Source organism: Oceanobacillus sojae (assembly GCF_900162665.1).
GTDB classification, from domain to species: Bacteria; Bacillota; Bacilli; order Bacillales; family Amphibacillaceae; genus Oceanobacillus; species Oceanobacillus sojae_A.
Genome location: NZ_LT727811.1, coordinates 191,489 through 209,388, shown reverse-complemented (window position 1 = coordinate 209,388; position 17,900 = coordinate 191,489). Strand labels below are relative to the sequence as shown.

Below are 17,900 nucleotides of genomic sequence, written 5' to 3'. Positions count from 1 at the left end.
CTGGAATGTACATTTAAACAGCCCTTTTGCAGTCAGTATGGTATTTCTGAGGCAGTTTTTAAAAAACAAGGTGGTGAATGCAGAATGCCGGCACAGTTTTTACTAAATTTTTTTATTGCTGTATTATGGACGCTGATAAGTGATGAATCAGAACTCCGCTTTACAACATTTGTAGCAGGTTATATCGTTGGAATAGGTATCGTGTTTTTAATGCATCGATTTTTTGGAGAACGTTTTTATTTATCACGATTTTTTGCATTAATAAAGCTTATATTTATCTTTACGAGAGAGCTTATTTCTTCATCAAAGATGGTTCTAGGACAAATTTTAAAACCAAAGCTTTCCATTAAGCCGGGGCTGTTTAAATATGAAACAGTGCTGCAGGGAGATTGGGAAATTACGGCTTTGGCATTATTATTAACATTAACTCCAGGCTCTGTTGTCATTGAAGTGACAGAAGACGGAGATGCCTTTTATATACATGCAATGGATGTAGAAGAGTCAAAAGACATCTTGCTGAAGTCAATAGATAACTTTGAAAAAGCAATTATGGGGGTGACGCGCTGATGGTACAGGGAATGTTGACAGTTGCCTTAACGTTTTACGGAATATCGATTTGTATCAGTGTTTTTCGGATTATTATCGGCCCGAGCCTGCCTGACCGGATTGTGGCCTTAGATATGATTGGTGTCATGCTGGTGTCTTCCATAGCCATCATATCTGTGATGCTGACAACCACAGCATTTTTAGAGGTTATATTGATTTTAGCAATCCTGGCTTTTATTAGTACGATTGCCTTCTCGAAATATATTGAGAGGGGGGTCATTCTTGAATATCGACGCGACGATTGAGTTTATTGCTGCGTTATTTATGCTTGCAGGATCTATTATGGCATTAATCAGTGCGTTAGGAATCATTCGTCTGCCGGATGTTTTCACACGATCCCATGCTGGGACTAAAAGCTCTACTCTTGCGGTTCTGTTGACTCTGGTTGGTGCATTTATTTACTTTGCTTCCAATCAAGGGTTTTACAGTGTTCGTCTGCTGCTGGGAATTGCCTTTGTATTTTTGACTGCACCAGTTGCCGGCCATGTTATTACCAGGGCTGCTTACCGGGCGAATGTGAAAATGGCAGATACGACGGTCGAGGATGAATTGAAAGATGTGATGGATCAGGTAAGAGAAGAGGCTGAAAAAGAGCGTAGTGAAACAGGTGAAGTCATTATAGAAGAGGAGAAAAAGTCAGATGAGGAGCATTCAAGTTAGAGTGCTCTTTGTTTGTAGAGCATGTTCAAAAAGTGCCTAAATGACTGCTCTTTCATCTAGATGTGTTCTTGATCCATTCGTGTGAATTACCATTCACACGAATGGATCAACTTCATATTTCAGCACATCATACGAGCAAGGATGAACTTATAACTACTTTTTGAACACGTTCTTATATAATTTTAAATAACGTGGTGCATACTGTGAAAATATAGGCAGATTTTAAGAATGTTTTACAGGGAAGCAGGGTAGAGAAGTACATAGGGGGTTAGAAAATGGTGAAACCAATTGTACAGGATAAAGGGGATCATACAATCGATTTTTTAAGAGAAGGTTATTTTTATTTCTCCAAGCGGATGAATGAATATCATGAAGATGCTGTCAAATCCCGTATATTTGGACGGAAATTGGTGATGTTACGCGGGGACGAAGCATCAGATTTAGTCATGGATCCGGTAAAGTTTAAAGTGGAAAAAAGTGTATCGGAATTATCTCCCGGATTGTTGTCCAAGGAAAATGATGTGTTTTATCTGGCGGACATGGACTATTATCATAAGAAAGAGTGGTTTGAACAGGCCATCATCGCTGAAAAAAGGGAAGAATTAGAGTCGATTATCCGGCAGCGCTGGCAAGAAAGGATAGAGAGCTGGAAGACCAATCCATCCATTAATTTTGCGACCGAAATGGAAGAGATGTGGGTTATTGCTGTTTGTAACTGGTTAGGAATTCCGATTCGTGCGAATAACTTGAAGAAGCGTACAACGGATATTCAGGAATTTGTCCAACTGTTTTCAAAGTATGGATTAAATCGTTGGAAAAGGAACCAGGCGAAGAATCGAATCGAAAAGTGGCTTGTATTTTTAGTCCGTCAGCTAAGAGCAGGAGGAATTCATGTCGATGAAGATAAACTTCTTTATAAACTATCCTGGTATGAAGATGAATCCGGTCGAATTTTACCGATTAAAACAGTGGTTGAGGAGTTATTATTACTTATCCGGACTTTTGTTACATCCAGCCGGTGGGTCGTCTTCAGCCAGTTAGCACTGATTGAGAATCCGGCATTAAAAGAGCGGCTGCAAATGGATCAAAATTATGTTAACTGCTTTATCCATGAGGTTCTCCGTTATTATTCCATTGTACCTTTTTCAGCTGCAAAGACGCAGCAGCAATTCTTCTGGAAGGATATGTTCTTTGATAAGAATCAGCTTGTCTTATTTGATATATATGGAACAAATCATCATCCTGATAAGTGGAGCCAGCCTGAATTGTTTCAGCCTGATCGATTTTTAGATGCCGATATGACACCTGGGTCTGTAAAAGAGAGTGTGACAGTGCAATTAATGAAAGTGAGCTTATCGTATCTGTTGCGCACAGATTGGGTGGTGCCCGATCAGGAGTTGACCTTCCGGGGAACGGAAATCCCTGCAAGGCCAAAGAATGGTGTTCGTCTGGAGTTTTATCATGAAGGTTTTTTGGAGGACAATTAAAGAAACCAGACGGAAGAAAGCTTTGAAAAGAAATATGGTCTTCCTTATGAGATTGAATTTCTCTTAAGAAAGACCATAATCAATTTATTCATCCATTAACTCGCCCACAATAGAATATGAGTCAAGTCTTGCTTGAATGTCGTAGATTTGTGATGTGATAATAATCTCATCAGCATCTGTTTCTTTTCGGAATGCTTCCAGCCCTTTACGAACATTTTCTTTGCTGCCGATAATCGTTGTTTTTGGGCTTAAGGATTCTTGAACAGCAGCCTTTTCTGCAGGAGACCAGATTGCATCCATGTTTTCAACAGGCGGCTGCAGCTTGGATTCTTTCCCTTTTCGCAGATTTAAGAATTGCATCTGGTGAGAGGTAGCTAAGCGCGCTGCTTCTTCATCTGTATCAGCTGCAATGACATTTACTGCTACCATAGCATAAGGCTTATCGAGCGCTTCAGACGGCTGGAAACGGTCGCGATAGAGCTTTAGTGCCGGAACGGTGTATGCAGGTGCGAAATGGCTGGCAAATGAAAATGGCAGGCCTTTTTCAGCAGCTAATCTCGCACTGAAATCACTGGAGCCAAGTAACCAGATCGGGATATCCAGTCCTTGTCCCGGGATTGCTTTCACACGTGATACCGGATTAGTTGAAAAATAGTCCTGTAATTCATTGACCTGCATTGGAAATTCCTCCGGACCGGCATGCAATGTTCGGCGTAAAGCAAAGGCTGTTGCCTGATCGCTTCCCGGTGCGCGGCCTAATCCTAAGTCAATACGGCCCGGATAGAGGGACTCAAGTGTGCCAAATTGTTCTGCAATGACCAGGCTTGCGTGATTTGGAAGCATGATACCTCCTGAACCCACACGCATGGAATTGGTATGGCCGGCAATGTGACCTATTAATAAAGAGGTAGCCGAGCTTGAGATTCCTTTCATGTTATGGTGTTCCGCAAACCAATAGCGGTGAAATCCTAATCTTTCGACATGCTGCGCCAGACGGACGCTTTCCTGAAATGCCTGTGTGGCATCGCCGCCTTCAATAATCGGTGCAAGATCAAGAACAGATAAAGGTATATTTTGAAATGTTTTATATGATTGAGTATCCATTAAATCCCTCCTTACTTAATGAAAATAATAAAGGTTTCTTACTGCAGCGTCCAATGTTTGAACTTATACCAATTAAAGAATACATTTTTTAAGGGATAAAAAATACAAGTGAAAGAGACTTCCCCGGACTGGGACTGCGATTACCAATGTTGTCAGGTTAATAAATTTTCTTAAATATTATACAGACAGTAATAAAACCTATCTAGCGGAGGAAAAACACGTAGACTCCTATGGGAAAGCGCAATGGTCTTCGATGGGGCGAGTAATCGCAGTCCCAGGGTGAAGACCCCGCAGAAAAAAGCGAACTTCTTTTTTCGAGGAGGCTGAGCTCAAGCCCATGGAAAGTGTAGTGTTTTTCCGCAGCGGTCGCACTAACCTGACAACATTGCTGCGATTACTCGTCCTACCGAAGAGCTTTTGCGATTATGCACCCCATCGAAAATCATTGTAACGGACATCTTCATGGCAGGTTCTTAGTTATTTAAAAGCCCAAGTCCTTTTCCAGCAGGTTAAAATGTCTGTTAGTGTATTTTAGAAAAGTTTGTGAAAACTATTTGCTAAGCTTGTCTTAATCAAGTAATATAGGGAAAGTAGAAAAAATGGAAATGAGGGTATATTGATGAGTAATTCATCTATCTACGGATTAACATATGAACAATTGAAGTTGTGGTTAATGGAACATGGTGAAAAACGGTTCCGCGCTGATCAAGTGTGGAACTGGTTATATAAAAAGCGGATCAGCCGCTTTGAAGATATGAATAATGTCAATCAGTCGACAATTGATCTTTTGAAGGATAACTTTGTCCTGCATACAATGGGGGAAGAAATTCGTCAGGAGTCAAAAGACGGTACAATTAAATTTCTATTTAAACTGGCGGATGGCAATGTGATTGAAACAGTACTGATGCGTTTTAATTATGGACTGTCTGTCTGTGTGACAACACAGGTAGGATGTAATATCGGCTGTTCTTTTTGTGCAAGTGGATTATTGCGCAAAAACCGTGATTTGACCAGCGGAGAAATTGTTGAGCAAATTATGAATGTGCAAAAGCATCTGGATGAGCGTGGAGAAGAAGATCGTGTCAGCCATATCGTTGTTATGGGAATCGGAGAACCTTTGGATAACTATAAGAACTTAATGGATTTCTTATATATTGTTAATGATGATGGCGGATTAAATATTGGAGCACGCCATATTACAGTTTCAACAAGTGGATTGGCACATAAAATGTATGAATTTGCTGATGAACCGATCCAGGTGAACCTGGCTATTTCTTTACATGCGCCGAATAATGAATTACGCACACAAATCATGAAGATTAACCGCGCCTTCCCGATTGAAAAACTGATGAAGGCTGTAGATTACTATTTAGAGAAGAAGAATCGCCGTATTACGTACGAGTACATCATGCTTCATGATGTTAATGATCATAAGAAGGAAGCACGCGAACTGGCTAAATTAATCAGCGGCCACCGTCACCTTGCTTATGTGAATCTGATTCCTTATAATACGGTAGATGAGCATATTGCATATCAACGCAGCAGCTCAGAGAATATTCAAGCCTTTTATGAAACCTTAAAAGCAGAAGGTATCCAATGTGGTGTCCGCTGGGAAAACGGTGCAGATATCGATGCAGCCTGCGGTCAATTACGAAGTAAGCAGATCAAAAAGGAAAAAGCAGTTTAATCTAAGAAATAAAAGGGGCTTACTCAGGGATGAGTTAGCTTCTTTCTTTATATAAGCGGGGTGTATTTATTGAATAAATCTGTTGTCATCAGAGAAATCGAAGCGAAGGATGATAAGGTTATAGAAGCCATCATTAAGCGTTCTTTAGAGAAGCATCATTTAGATCACGAGGGCACAGCTTACACAGATCCCCAGCTCGCGCACCTTAGTACATACTATAATGAACGTCCGAAGGAGAAATATTGGGTTATCGAGGTAGATGGAGAAGTGGCCGGGGGAATCGGAATAGGTGTTTATGATGCAAAACGCTCTATTTGTGAGCTGCAGAAGCTTTATTTAGCTCAAAAAGCACTGGGCAGGGGTTTATCCAGGGAATTAATGAAAACAGCTCTGGACTATGCTTCTATTCATTTTAAGCAATGTTATTTAGAAACAAGACATGAGCTGGAAACAGCTGGACGCTTGTATGAAAAATATGGCTTCCGTTTATTAGATAAACCGCTGGATGGAAGCGAGCACACTGCGATGGACCGCTGGTATATTAAAGAGCTGTAAAAAACAGAGTTAATCTGTATTAAGAAAAACTGTGAATTCGTTTGTAATTTATCGAATTCACAGTTTCTTGTGTTTATATGAATAATATTTTCCAAGCATCTGCTGTTATTCCAAGGTGCTGTTTTGAGAGATAATTTTGTTTTTACCATTATGCTTGGCATCCAGCAGTAATTCATCAGCCTTCATATATGCCTTTTTAAGCTCCATACTATTATCATTGTGTATATAATACATTCCAAATGAAGCGGTATAAGGAATACTGACTGCTTTGGAGCGGAATTCAGTTTGTACAGGCGTATCCAGAACAGCATTTTTTAATTGCTCCAGGAAGATTTGGCATTCTTCATATGTTTTATTTCTTAGAATAATAGTAAATTCCTCTCCGCCGGTACGAAATACGTAATCACATGGTGCAACATGTTTTTGTAAAAGCTTGGCAAAGTGCTGAATCACTCCGTCACCGATAATATGATTAAACGTATCATTAATAGATTTAAACGAATCAATATCGCCAATAACTACTGCAAGACTTTCTTCTTTACTGTTTAATTCCTTCATTACTTTATTCATATATGCCCGATTGTGAATGTTGGTTAAAAAATCGGTATAGGCCATTTTTTTAAAACGCTCATTTTCCTGTTTCTGCAGCAATAGTTTTGTGTGAAATATTCCTGCACGGCCTACAATATAGCTTAGTAGGAAAATGGCAATAACAGCTTCCCATTGTTCCATAGTAATGAAGGTGAAAAGAAGGGCATTTGTCAGTGCAGTTTTAAGCAAATCAAGCATACTTCGTCCAGTAATAAATTCAATTGCTTCCTGTTTAGATTGAACATTTTTTGTAATAAACATAATTACTAATATGAAACAGGAAGAAATGATGTCCATTAAAATAGTAAGAAAGAAAATAAATAACCAGAATGCAAAAGGAAGTGATGAAATCATTGGGTATATAAGCTGAAAACAATAAAATCCAAAAGAGTGAAAAAGAACCGGGCCGCCGATGTTATAAAAAGTATGTAATAATTCATCCTCATCGGCAGTACCTGTAATTTTTCTATGGAAATATACATAAAAACGATTAACTAATTCAAATAAAAATAAACCTAAAGGTCCCGTCAACAGTACAAAAGAGAAACTATAAGAAATACTGTAATCGACGTTCATTGATCCGGTTTTAACGAGGGTTCTTAAGTGTACAAACAGAACGGAGAAGACTAAGTACAATGTAAATAATGTGAAGTAGGTATTTACATCGACAAGCAATGTCCCATATTTAATAGCTAAGACGGCAGCTGCAATAAAAATCGATATAATTACAAAGCGCAGATATAATCGAGTCATAATAGGAACCTCTCCATTTCAAGAATAATAGTTAAAATATTATAAGAATCAAGTGAAAAGGCTCGGGTCTATAGACCTAATTATATGATATGCAAACATAGCTGACCGCCTTTTGGTTAGTAGAGGGAAATATATTTACAAAATGCATTTTAGGTAAAAATAGAAAATACAGAAATAAACATTTTATAAGTTAGTAATGTTTACTTATCAAGTCATATTTTATAGAAAATTGGGATATTTAACAAGTCTTTCTACTTATTTTTAAAAGGAAGAATCTGTTTTCGGCATGTCGAAAATAGCAGTTTTATATTTGTATACAAGTAAACGAATTTTGTGTACAAATATAAACAAAAATGTTTACTTGTATACAAAACTGTGTATAAGTTGATTTAATAGTATTATTTTAAGTGTACAAAAAAACAAACATGTAAACATTTTGTCGAATGACTTGAGAAAATAAGCAAATACGTTTATTCTAGAAACATAGATTTTTAATTATATTATGTGCATTCATTTAAAAATAGTTTGATAGAATGTTCATATTGCGTTTTGCTTTTTTTTTGAAGACGCATTATAAAATCTTATTTTTGGAAGGAGAATGAAAATGACAAAATCTAGAATCGCAGCAATTGATGTTGGAAACGATGCCTTAAAAGGCAATTTTGGTAAATTAGAAAATGAATATTACATACCTAATGTGGTAGCACCGGATTTAGAGGATAGACCTGTAATTGGAATTGAAGAGCTGGATAATAAGGAAGTATTGGATAATATTCATATTCGTATCCACTCCCCTGCCCTATCTGAAAATAACATCATATATAGAGTGGGAAACCTGGCTACAAAAACAACAAACTCTCAGGAGCTGGATCCGGGAAGCAGTAAATCAGAAGAAGATCAGACATTAGTCATGTTATTCGCTGCTTTAGCATTGGATGCTGTATCAAGCAACGAGTTTAAAGAAAAAAATGGAGTTTACGATGCTCTTTATACATTAGGTACAGGCTTACCGCTCAGAGAAGTAAAAGAAGGAAAAGATGTAGGTTACCGTTCCCGTTTATTAGGGTCTGTGCATCAAATAGAGTTTTTAGTCACGCCTAAACATCAGGGCAAGAAGGTAAATATTAAATTTGATGAAGTAAAAGTATACCCGGAAGGATTTGCTGCTTACGTCAATTTAATTATGGATAACGATTTAAAAGTTATCAACAAGGAATTAATTGACAAACAAATTTTAATTCAGGATATCGGCGGGTTATCCACAGATATCGCCGTTATTCGCAATAGAAATGTGGATGATGATAAAGCACAAGGATTTAATATTGGTGTTTCCGAGTCTCTGGAGCAAATTCGTGAAGAAATAAGATCAAAGCATGGCGTAGAGCTGGACAGCAGAAGAGATGTCGTGGATATTATCACCAGAAAAAATGACCGCAATCATATCATGGTAAAAGGAAGCCGTACCAATGTTCATGATATAACAGATCATATTTTACTAGAGCTTGCCAAGAAAGAATACCGCTACCTGCGCAATGTATGGAGCAGAAATTCGCAGACAGAGATTTGCTATTTTGTCGGCGGGGGCTCTGCAGTCCTTAAGGATTATATTAAAGCCCTAAACAATAAACTGGATGGCTACAACATCGAATTCTTTGAAGATGAGAGTGAAAGTATCTGGATGATGGCCAACGCATACTATAAATTGATTACGGATTTTGTACAGAAAAATGAAAAGGCTGAAAAGAAGGAAGAGAAGACTACGAAAGCAAAGTAAGGTGATCCTATGGGAAAGAATATCGAAAGAGGGCAAACAATCACATTTCGAATTCCTTCAGATACTCCTGAATACTTACTGAGACAGCTGCAGCAATTGAAGGAAACCGAACGGAGGAACTTTTCAAGTAAAATTGCAAGTTTCGTCTTAAAAGGTGTAAATGATATGAGCGTGAAAGAAAGGGAAACTGTTACAATCCCTCTGCCCAGATCATTGACAAAAGAGCAAAAGAGCTGGCTGAAGCATGAACACTCTGAAGCTTTGATCGGGACGATTTTATATCAGTTATTAACCGATCCAATGCGTGCAACTGCCCTTTTAACTTCCATGAACAACAGCACAGATAATATATTTAAAGGCATAGAGGAAACGAAAAGCTATGTCTCAAACCAAGAGCAGGAAGTGACTCAAGATAATTGGAATATGGATGATTTAAATGCAGATGAATTAAACATTCATGATTCTGCAGAAGATGATGAAGACGAGGAAGAGCTTGATCCATTAAGTGATTTCTTTTCAAGTATGAATAAATAACAAATAAGAGCAGTTCCTCACATATGAGCAGGAGCTGCTCTTATTTGTTATTTAACTCAACTTTCAGACCTAAAAAATAACTTGCTTATCCTGTGGAGCCAGGTGTTGACCGTTCCTTCCATCCATCTCTTGACAAAGTATAAACGCTATTTAGAAAGAAGATAACGTGTAAGGCCACCGCTACGGCGGACCGTTTTGCTTTCCTAGGGGCATGCTCTTCAGCTAACTTTTGCCAAGAAGAGCACTTGGCAAAAGTGGATCTTCAGATGATGCTATTCCCTCAGGAGTCAAAACGGTCCGCCTCCGCTAGCAGGATGTTCTATACTGGCTGAAACGGCTGACTAAATAGAAGTTAGATCAGATAAAATTTTTTCCTGGCTCAAGGTAAAATATTCTGTCACGATGTCTTTCTGTCCATGAAAGTTCTTCCTGATATTTACTATCCATGCTGGGTCGTCACTTTAATTACCGAATCAATCATTTGAAACATTAAAATGATCTTTTCATCAAGCAAAAAGCGATGATTTCATCCAATTCCATCAGGCTATGATTTCTTTCATACGCCGTAAAGCTTAACTGAGCGCAGACCAACCACGTAGACTCCTATGGGAGCAGGGCGAGCTGAAGATCCACTTGAAAAGCGGTTTTCTTTTCAAGTTAGCTGAAGCCGTTCCCATGGAAAGCGTAGTGGTTGGTCGGAGCGGCGCTATACACAATTTTCATTTCATATAGAAGGATGATTTAACAAAATGCAAGCAAGATAATAAAGAACATGTTCATCCTGGAATGGTAAGGTATAGATACTTATTCTCAGGTGTGAAAGTTGAGTTAATTAATAAGTATTCACACTTTAAATGGATTTGGGGATAATACTGTGGAAATGTCTTGAATAACTTTTTAATATCCACACCTTATCCACAGGGGGAAATGTGGATAAAAAATTACCATTAAAAATCACTTCTAAATACTTTTCTTTCTATTAATTTAAGCTATAATGAGAACTTGAGTTTAATAAAAAATGAAATATATAAATTGAAATAATAAATCTATCTTCTGTTTCTTACAAAGAAATAAAGATGATTCTAGCAACGGTTTTTGATGGAGCGACTATCTCCGACATTTTTTACATTTTCCTACTCTATTAAAGAAAGCAGAAATGATCTGCCTTTGTGAAGGAAAAAAGATAAAAATAGAGTCTAGTTAAAACAGACTATCTTGAATTAAAATCTTGCGTAGTTGAATAATCTATGATAGTGTTTAATACAAGATGTGGGCGAACTTAAAACTGATTAATACTATATATAGTGTCCGACAGAAGTAAAAGGATAATTACTGAAATGTCGAAACTAGTACAAATCAAGGATATCCCACCAACTTATGGTGTTCAAAAATGAGGCAATCTACTACATCTAGTATGGGTGGCAGATTGCTTTTAATAATAAAAATATAAATCAGCAGATTTGCCCGGAAAGACGTTTATTATTTGTACGGAAGAAGCAACAGAATTATTAGAAGAATACATAGCTATTTTTTTATTTACAAATAATCGCTTCATAGAAATATATATGATTACAGGAGGCTTAAACATGACTATTATTATTAATCCGTCATCTATCCAAGAAAAAATTAATAAGGCATCGGAAGGCTTGAAAGTAGATGCTGCTTCTTGGTTTCAAAAAGCAGAAAAACAAACACAAGGTGTTACCTCAAATAAAAAAGTGAATGATACGTTGATTCAGACAGCTCTTGAGAATATAGATGAAGCAAATCCGGATTGGACTTATGCAGCTGCACGTATTTATGTAGGAAACTTATATAAAGAAGCTGCTGCTAATCGCGGTTATGATGAAAATGAAAAATATGGGTCCTTTTATCACTTAATTAATATGCTGACAGATGAAGGTATCTATACAACGTCATTCCTGGAAAAGTACTCAAAAGAAGAAATAGATCAAATTGGCAGTCTGATTGTACCGGATAGAGACATGTTATTTAACTATTTAGGTATTTATACAGTTGCAACACGCTATTTAGCAACAGATCATCAGAAGCGTGTATTTGAGCTTCCGCAGGAACGCTGGTTAGTTATTGCTATGCATTTAATGCAGGATGAACCGAAAAATAAACGGATTGAATATATTCAAGAAGCGTATTGGGCTTTAAGTAATTTATATATGACTGTAGCTACACCAACATTAACGAATGCCGGTAAAACACATGGTCAGCTCTCCAGCTGTTTTATCGACACAGTGGATGACAGTCTGCAGGCAATCTATGATAGTAATACAGATATCGCCAAGCTTTCCAAAAATGGTGGAGGAATCGGCGTTTACATGGGTAAAATTCGTGCAAGAGGCAGTTCCATTAAAGGATTCAAAGGAATGTCAAGCGGTGTCGTGCCATGGATTAAACAACTGAATAATACAGCGGTCAGCGTTGATCAGCTGGGCACACGTAAAGGTGCAATAGCAATCTATTTAGATGTATGGCATCGTGATATAGAATCGTTCCTGGATTTAAAGCTGAATAATGGGGATGACCGTATGCGTGCGCATGATATCTTTACCGGAGTATGCTTGCCGGATTACTTTATGGAGAAGGTTGACCAGCGCGGTGACTGGTATCTATTTGATCCGCATGAAGTACGTCAGGTAATGGGCTTTTCTTTAGAGGACTTTTATGATGAAGAAAAAGGTGACGGCACATGGCGTAAAAAATATGAAGAATGTGTTGCCAATGAGGATTTATCAAAAGAAAAAGTACCGGCTATTGAAATAATGAAGCGTCTGATGCGCTCTCAATTAGAATCAGGAACACCATTCATGTTCTACCGTGACGAAGTAAACCGTCAAAATGCCAATTCGCATGAAGGTCTTATTTATTGTTCCAACTTATGTACAGAAATCACACAAAATCAGTCACCGACTTCTTTTGTAGAAGAGTTTTTAGAGAACGAAAATACAATTGTAAGGAAATATCAATCCGGGGACTATGTGGTTTGTAACCTGAGCTCTATTAACCTTGGAAGAGCTGTTTCTGACGACGTGTTGGAGCGTCTGATTTCTATTCAGGTGAGAATGCTTGATAATGTGATTGACATTAATACATTGCCAATTTTACAAGCGACGATTACCAACCAGAAATACCGGGCGATTGGTCTGGGAACATTTGGATGGCATCATCTTTTAGCATTAAAAGGAATCAGCTGGGAAACAGACGAAGCAGTTCAATATGCTGATGAGCTTTATGAAAATATTGCTTATTTAACGATTAAAAGCAGTATGGAGTTAAGTAAGGAAAAAGGATATTATCCTGTTTATGAAGGCAGTAAATGGAGTACAGGAGCTTATTTTGATCAAAAAGGCTACACAGGCTCTAAATGGACTGCTTTAAAAGAAGAAGTCAAAGAGAATGGTATCCGCAATGGTTATCTGATGGCTGTTGCACCAAACTCTACAACAGCAATGATTGCCGGATCTACAGCAAGTATCGATCCGATTTTCCAAGTATTTTATCATGAAGAGAAGAAGGACTTTAAAATACCTGTAACAGCTCCGGCATTGGATCATAACACGTATAATGTTTACCGCCGTTCTGCGTATATTGTCGACCAGCGTTATTCAGTCAGCCAGAACGCTAAACGCCAGCGTCATATTGACCAGAGCTTATCATTTAATTTTTATGTTCCAAATACGATTCGTGCGTCTGTATTACTGGATTTACACTTGCAGGCATGGAAGGAAGGACTTAAAACAACTTACTATGTTCGTTCAACATCCAATGATGTCGAAGAGTGTGAGTGGTGTCAAAGTTGAAGATACTCATCGCGTATTTAAGCTACAGCGGTAATACAGAAGAGGTCGCTTCGTATATTGGGGAATTTTTAAATAAAGAAGGGGTAACTGTTGAGTGGCATCGTATCGGTATCGATGTCCTCAAGGACCCTGCTTATTATGATCTTGTATTTTTAGGGACTTTCACTTGGGATAGAGGATCCACACCGGATGAGGTAAAGGATTTTGTTTTGGAAGTAGGATATAAACCTGGAAATATGGTTATTTTCGGAACTGGAGATACACAGTTTGGCGGGGATGATTTATTCTGCAGGGCTGCAGATAAATTAGCTCGTTTTTACGAAAGCAGTTTTCCGGTTCTTAAAGTTGAACAGTCACCGCGCGGTTCGCAGGAGAATAAGATCGAACAGTGGCTGGAAGGAGTGCTAAATAATGCAAAAAGTTATGCTTGAACGGGCTAAAACGCTTGAGCCGCGTTTTCCAAATAAATCAACAGGCCTATTCGGAGGCCAATCAAGTGGGATTTTAAACTGGAATGATATTGCTTATCCACATTGGCATAAAATGTATAAAAGGCTTGTCGGAAACTATTGGCAAGCGGATGAAATAAACATGTCCAGTGACGTAAAGCAGTTCTCTTCGCTCAGTGAAGAGGAACAGGATGCTTATTTGAAAATTATTGGACTGTTATCCACATTGGATGCGCCGCAAACAAGGACAGCATTGTTAATCTCACTGTATGCAACAGATCCTTCTGTCCAATCTATTATGGCGGTTATTGCGCAGCAGGAGGCTGTGCATAATGAAAGTTATTCTTATGTGCTATCTTCTGTTGTTTCCTTGAATGAGCAGAATAAATCGTTTCAATTAGGCAGAACAGATGAATTACTGATGAAGCGGAATGAGTTGTTGACAGAGCAGTATAATGCATTTGTCGAGAATCCGACTTTGGAAAATATTCTTAAGACTTTAGTATATACATCACTATTAGAAGGAATGTTTTTCTATTCAGGCTTTGCTTTCTTCTATCATTTGGCCAGACAGAATAAAATGGTAGGGACATCAACGATGATTAGCTATATTAATCGTGATGAGCTGGAGCATGGCCGTTTTATTACAGAGCTGTTCCGCGCTACACTGGCAGAAAATCCGGAGTACAATAATAAAGAGTTCATCCAATGGATTTATGATCATTTCCAAAAGTCCGTGGAGCTGGAATTAGAATGGTCTCATTATGTACTTGCAGGTATTGAAGGAATTGATATGGACGAGCTTGACGGCTATATCAAATACCGTGCAAATAAAATGCTGCGTATGATGGGATTGGAAGAACTTTATCCAGAACATGTGGAGAACCCGATGAAATGGATTCGCGCCTATGTGGATAATGTCGATGGAACAAAGACAGATTTCTTTGAACAGAAATCACGTCAATATACAAAAACAAGTGATTTAAATGGTTTTGATGACCTCTAAAAAAAAGCGCAAAATGCGCTTTTTTTTATTACGTTAAAATTAAATTTGATGATTTTAGACATCTTCTATATCAACCATAACGGTTGAGAGTCAAGTGTCTATGCAAAAACTGTCTTGAATAGCCTTATAGAGAAGAAAAATCTCGTCATAGATAATTACTCTGCGGGAGCACGATGTGTTTGCCAATATTTAAGCTTAGGAAGATTTTCTTTTAGCATCATTCGTACCTGATTTTCCTGATATTCCGGATTAAGCTGAAGTATATTTTTTACGGATACATCAACAAGCTCATCAAAATTATCTTCATTTAATACAAGTATACTATTTCTAACGACTTATAAAAGCAACGGGCAGTGGCATCCCAGGAGAGTCTGGTATGAAGCATGTCGAATAGTTGAAGGAATTCTTTTAACTGCTGCAGAGATTGGTACAGGCCAAAACAATAAGAATATAAGTCTGCTCTTTGTTCAGTTGCCTGATGTGTGTCCGGTTTTAATTTTATTGACGAAATAAATTTTTAAAATTATAATCAGGATTGGAAAGCGTTTACAAATAGAGGAGAAGGATGCTATGTCTAAAACAGTTAAGCTTACAGATTGGATCTTTGAAATATTCAGCCTGCAAATATTATGGATTACCCATATATTCAAAGGTTTTATTGTTCTGGGAATCTTCCCGTCCATAGCAGCAGTTTTTGCAGTGGTCAGACACTGGCTGTTGAAAAGAGAAGTGGAGTCACTTTATAATATTTTTAAGCAATATTATAAAGAAAACTTTAAAACAGCGAATATATTGGGCTGGTTTTTTTCAAGCATTACGTTTATTGTCATTATGAACTTTATTTATACTGCTTACTATCCGGAACAAATCCAGATAATAATGTATGCTGCCGTTATATTCATGGCGATTATTTTGCTGATTGTCTGGGCTTATTTATTTCCAGCAATAGTTCACTATAAATTATCAGTCTATGAATTATTTTTAGTCGTTTTAAAAGCCGGTTTTTCGTCTCTGAAAGGAATCATCTTTCAGCTGATATCTGCTGTAATTATCTTTGTTATTATATTCAAATTACCAGGCTTAGTACTGATTTTCGGGATTATTCCTTTTGCATTTACGCAGACAGCAATTAGCATTAAAGTATTTCATGAGCTTAATTAGGTAATTGAAGTGGAACTGGGCGCCCTCGTGACTTATGAGGTTTTAAATAAAAAAAGTCCTATAAATCCGTAAAAAACGACATAATTGGAGAAGAAACTTGTCATAATTCATCTCCGGATATATAAGAAGTGATGTTTTTTGGAAACCGGTTTCTGTATAATTTGAAACAAATATAAAAAAGTAGTTGTATTTTTATTGTTTAGGGAATATAATCATCATATGAAACCGCTTTCCATATATTATTTTAGAAACCGGTTTCCATGATATTTATATTTTATATTCACAAAGTATATGAAACACGCAAAGGGGGGCTATATTTTATATTTACGATGCAGCTGCAAAGGCGGGTCATAAAAATAATAAATAATAAATATGGAGGTAGAAAAATGAAACGAGTGCTCTCTTTATTAATCATTTTAGGTCTGGTATCTATACTTACTGCTTGTAATAACAATAATGATGCGTCCGGTTCAGATGGGAAGGATTCGGACGGGACGGTTACGTTAAATTTTTGGACATTTGGAGCAACAGGCTATGATGAATTGTTAAAAGAATATGAAAAAGAAAACCCCAATGTGAAAATTAAATTTAAAACCTCAGAGAATGCAGATCATCATGATGCTCTTTTTACAGCTATATCAGCTGGCACGGGAGCTCCGGATATCGCGATGGTAGAGGTTGATCAGCTGGACCGTTTTAAACAGGCTCAGGATCGCTTTGTTAATTTATTTGATCAGGGTGCGGAAGAAGTTAAGGATCAGTATCAGGATTGGTCATGGAATACCGGACAAAATGTAGATGGAGATTTTATGTTCGGGTTGCCTACTGATATAGGGCCAAAAGCTTTATACTATCGTACAGATGTATTTGAAGAAGCAGGCTTGCCAACGGACCCTGAAGAAGTGGCAAATTTGATTAATTCTCCAGAAGCTTTGAAGGACGCAGCTATACAGGTAAAAGAAGAAACGGATAAGCCGTTTCTGGATAGTATGGAAATGGCCTACCGGGCTTATCTGGATGCAGCACCAGAAACACATCTGAATCCAGAAGGTGAGTTAATCGTTAATCAAGAAGGAAGCCCCGTTAAACAGGCATATGATTATGCGGTGGAGCTAAATGAAGCAGGGCTTGTCGGGAATTTCGAAATGTGGACTCCTGAATGGGCAAATGCCGTAAATAATGGGGATTTTGCTGCAGAATTAGGTCCAGGCTGGCTGAAGGGCTGGATGGAAGGAAATGCACCGGATGCTTCCGGCTTATTCCGGGTTGCAACATTGCCTACAGAGTTTTCTGCAAACTGGGGCGGGTCATTTCTTACCATCCCGGCAGAAACAGAGCATGCAGAGGAGGCTTACGATTTTATAGAGTGGCTGACATCTCCTGAAAATCAATTAGAGTCCTTCAAGAGTCATGGGCTGTTCCCGTCAGCTCCTGCAGTATATGAAATGGACGATTTTAAAACGAATGAAGATGAATTTTTCGGCGGACAGGTAACATCCGTGGTATTTGGTGAAGCAGCAAATGATATTACGGATGCTGTTTATAAAGGTGAGAAATATGTTTCTGTAAACAATGAAATTTTAACAGCATTAACAAACGTGCAAGAAGGTGCTGATCCAGAGGAAGAATGGGATGCAGCAGTAAAGCGGGCTGAGGACTTAGTCAGCCGTTAAAAAGGACGCTCAGAAAGTCCAATAAAAATGATACGGCGATATGAG

Annotated in this window: 16 protein-coding genes; 13 read left to right on the top strand and 3 right to left on the bottom strand. The window is 37.9% G+C overall.

Annotated elements, in window-relative coordinates; translation table 11 throughout:
* Positions 1-84 precede the first annotated feature (84 nt).
* From BN1068_RS08315 to BN1068_RS08300, 4 genes are all read left to right on the top strand, one after another.
* Entirely contained in the window at positions 85-567 is a 483-nt protein-coding gene (locus BN1068_RS08315) for a Na+/H+ antiporter subunit E (RefSeq protein ID WP_077602392.1), read from the top strand.
* Positions 567-851, top strand: a complete 285-nt coding sequence (locus tag BN1068_RS08310) for a Na(+)/H(+) antiporter subunit F1 (RefSeq protein WP_077602391.1) — start codon at positions 567-569, stop codon at positions 849-851. Before BN1068_RS08315 ends, BN1068_RS08310 begins: the two co-directional genes overlap by 1 nt.
* Positions 829-1,266: a Na+/H+ antiporter subunit G gene (locus BN1068_RS08305; protein ID WP_077602390.1), complete on the top strand. Its 438-nt coding sequence runs from the start codon at positions 829-831 to the stop codon at positions 1,264-1,266. The genes BN1068_RS08310 and BN1068_RS08305 overlap by 23 nt, the downstream gene beginning before the upstream one ends.
* A gap of 275 nt (positions 1,267-1,541) precedes the next feature.
* Positions 1,542-2,753, top strand: coding sequence for a cytochrome P450 (locus tag BN1068_RS08300; RefSeq protein WP_077602389.1), 1,212 nt, complete (start codon positions 1,542-1,544; stop codon positions 2,751-2,753).
* Between the two features lie 84 nt (positions 2,754-2,837).
* On the opposite strand, the gene BN1068_RS08295 is transcribed toward BN1068_RS08300, so the two are convergent.
* Positions 2,838-3,857 carry an LLM class flavin-dependent oxidoreductase gene (locus BN1068_RS08295; RefSeq protein ID WP_077602388.1) on the bottom strand — a complete coding sequence of 340 codons (1,020 nt, stop codon included), beginning with the start codon at positions 3,855-3,857 and terminating at the stop codon, positions 2,838-2,840.
* 619 nt (positions 3,858-4,476) lie between these two features.
* Here BN1068_RS08295 and rlmN point away from each other — a divergent pair.
* Positions 4,477-5,544 carry a dual-specificity RNA methyltransferase RlmN gene (gene rlmN / locus BN1068_RS08290; RefSeq protein ID WP_077602387.1) on the top strand — a complete coding sequence of 356 codons (1,068 nt, stop codon included), beginning with the start codon at positions 4,477-4,479 and terminating at the stop codon, positions 5,542-5,544.
* A gap of 69 nt (positions 5,545-5,613) precedes the next feature.
* The gene (locus tag BN1068_RS08285) at positions 5,614-6,099 is read left to right on the top strand and encodes a GNAT family N-acetyltransferase (protein ID WP_077602386.1); all 486 of its coding nucleotides are present in this window, start codon (positions 5,614-5,616) and stop codon (positions 6,097-6,099) included.
* A 105-nt stretch (positions 6,100-6,204) separates the two neighbouring features.
* Here the strand turns inward: BN1068_RS08285 and BN1068_RS08280 are convergent, their stop codons facing one another.
* A complete protein-coding gene (locus tag BN1068_RS08280) occupies positions 6,205-7,443 on the bottom strand; it encodes a GGDEF domain-containing protein (protein WP_077602385.1) in 1,239 nt (412 codons plus the stop codon).
* 604 nt (positions 7,444-8,047) lie between these two features.
* On the opposite strand from BN1068_RS08280, the gene BN1068_RS08275 reads away from it, so the two are divergent.
* From BN1068_RS08275 to BN1068_RS08255, 5 genes are all read left to right on the top strand, one after another.
* Positions 8,048-9,217: a ParM/StbA family protein gene (locus tag BN1068_RS08275; protein WP_077602384.1), complete on the top strand. Its 1,170-nt coding sequence runs from the start codon at positions 8,048-8,050 to the stop codon at positions 9,215-9,217.
* A gap of 9 nt (positions 9,218-9,226) precedes the next feature.
* Positions 9,227-9,751 carry a hypothetical protein gene (locus BN1068_RS08270; RefSeq protein WP_077602383.1) on the top strand — a complete coding sequence of 175 codons (525 nt, stop codon included), beginning with the start codon at positions 9,227-9,229 and terminating at the stop codon, positions 9,749-9,751.
* Positions 9,752-11,337: 1,586 nt separating this feature from the next.
* On the top strand, positions 11,338-13,566 hold the full coding sequence (locus tag BN1068_RS08265; RefSeq protein WP_077602382.1) for a ribonucleoside-diphosphate reductase subunit alpha: 2,229 nt from the start codon (positions 11,338-11,340) through the stop codon (positions 13,564-13,566).
* Complete coding sequence (locus tag BN1068_RS08260) at positions 13,551-13,997, top strand: flavodoxin (protein WP_077602381.1); 447 nt, start codon at positions 13,551-13,553, stop codon at positions 13,995-13,997. Before BN1068_RS08265 ends, BN1068_RS08260 begins: the two co-directional genes overlap by 16 nt.
* Entirely contained in the window at positions 13,978-15,021 is a 1,044-nt protein-coding gene (locus BN1068_RS08255) for a ribonucleotide-diphosphate reductase subunit beta (protein ID WP_077602380.1), read from the top strand. Before BN1068_RS08260 ends, BN1068_RS08255 begins: the two co-directional genes overlap by 20 nt.
* 155 nt (positions 15,022-15,176) lie before the next feature.
* Here the strand turns inward: BN1068_RS08255 and BN1068_RS24270 are convergent, their stop codons facing one another.
* Positions 15,177-15,341 carry a zinc ribbon domain-containing protein gene (locus BN1068_RS24270; protein ID WP_368483281.1) on the bottom strand — a complete coding sequence of 55 codons (165 nt, stop codon included), beginning with the start codon at positions 15,339-15,341 and terminating at the stop codon, positions 15,177-15,179.
* A 250-nt stretch (positions 15,342-15,591) separates the two neighbouring features.
* Between BN1068_RS24270 and BN1068_RS08250 the strand changes: the two genes are divergently transcribed.
* Positions 15,592-16,182, top strand: coding sequence for a YesL family protein (locus tag BN1068_RS08250; protein ID WP_077602379.1), 591 nt, complete (start codon positions 15,592-15,594; stop codon positions 16,180-16,182).
* Between the two features lie 386 nt (positions 16,183-16,568).
* Positions 16,569-17,855, top strand: a complete 1,287-nt coding sequence (locus tag BN1068_RS08245; protein WP_077602378.1) for an ABC transporter substrate-binding protein — start codon at positions 16,569-16,571, stop codon at positions 17,853-17,855.
* Positions 17,856-17,900 lie beyond the last annotated feature (45 nt).

What these genes read in the sequence shown, in the direction of transcription:
- BN1068_RS08280 (WP_077602385.1), bottom strand. Translation starts at nt 7,443, where the DNA reads ATGACTCGATTATATCTGCGCTTTGTAATTATATCGATTTTTATTGCA.
- BN1068_RS08245 (WP_077602378.1), top strand. Translation starts at nt 16,569, where the DNA reads ATGAAACGAGTGCTCTCTTTATTAATCATTTTAGGTCTGGTATCTATA.
- rlmN (WP_077602387.1), top strand. Translation starts at nt 4,477, where the DNA reads ATGAGTAATTCATCTATCTACGGATTAACATATGAACAATTGAAGTTG.
- BN1068_RS08250 (WP_077602379.1), top strand. Translation starts at nt 15,592, where the DNA reads ATGTCTAAAACAGTTAAGCTTACAGATTGGATCTTTGAAATATTCAGC.
- BN1068_RS08275 (WP_077602384.1), top strand. Translation starts at nt 8,048, where the DNA reads ATGACAAAATCTAGAATCGCAGCAATTGATGTTGGAAACGATGCCTTA.
- BN1068_RS08265 (WP_077602382.1), top strand. Translation starts at nt 11,338, where the DNA reads ATGACTATTATTATTAATCCGTCATCTATCCAAGAAAAAATTAATAAG.
- BN1068_RS08300 (WP_077602389.1), top strand. Translation starts at nt 1,542, where the DNA reads ATGGTGAAACCAATTGTACAGGATAAAGGGGATCATACAATCGATTTT.
- BN1068_RS08270 (WP_077602383.1), top strand. Translation starts at nt 9,227, where the DNA reads ATGGGAAAGAATATCGAAAGAGGGCAAACAATCACATTTCGAATTCCT.
- BN1068_RS08315 (WP_077602392.1), top strand. Translation starts at nt 85, where the DNA reads ATGCCGGCACAGTTTTTACTAAATTTTTTTATTGCTGTATTATGGACG.
- BN1068_RS08295 (WP_077602388.1), bottom strand. Translation starts at nt 3,857, where the DNA reads ATGGATACTCAATCATATAAAACATTTCAAAATATACCTTTATCTGTT.
- BN1068_RS08255 (WP_077602380.1), top strand. Translation starts at nt 13,978, where the DNA reads ATGCAAAAAGTTATGCTTGAACGGGCTAAAACGCTTGAGCCGCGTTTT.
- BN1068_RS08310 (WP_077602391.1), top strand. Translation starts at nt 567, where the DNA reads ATGGTACAGGGAATGTTGACAGTTGCCTTAACGTTTTACGGAATATCG.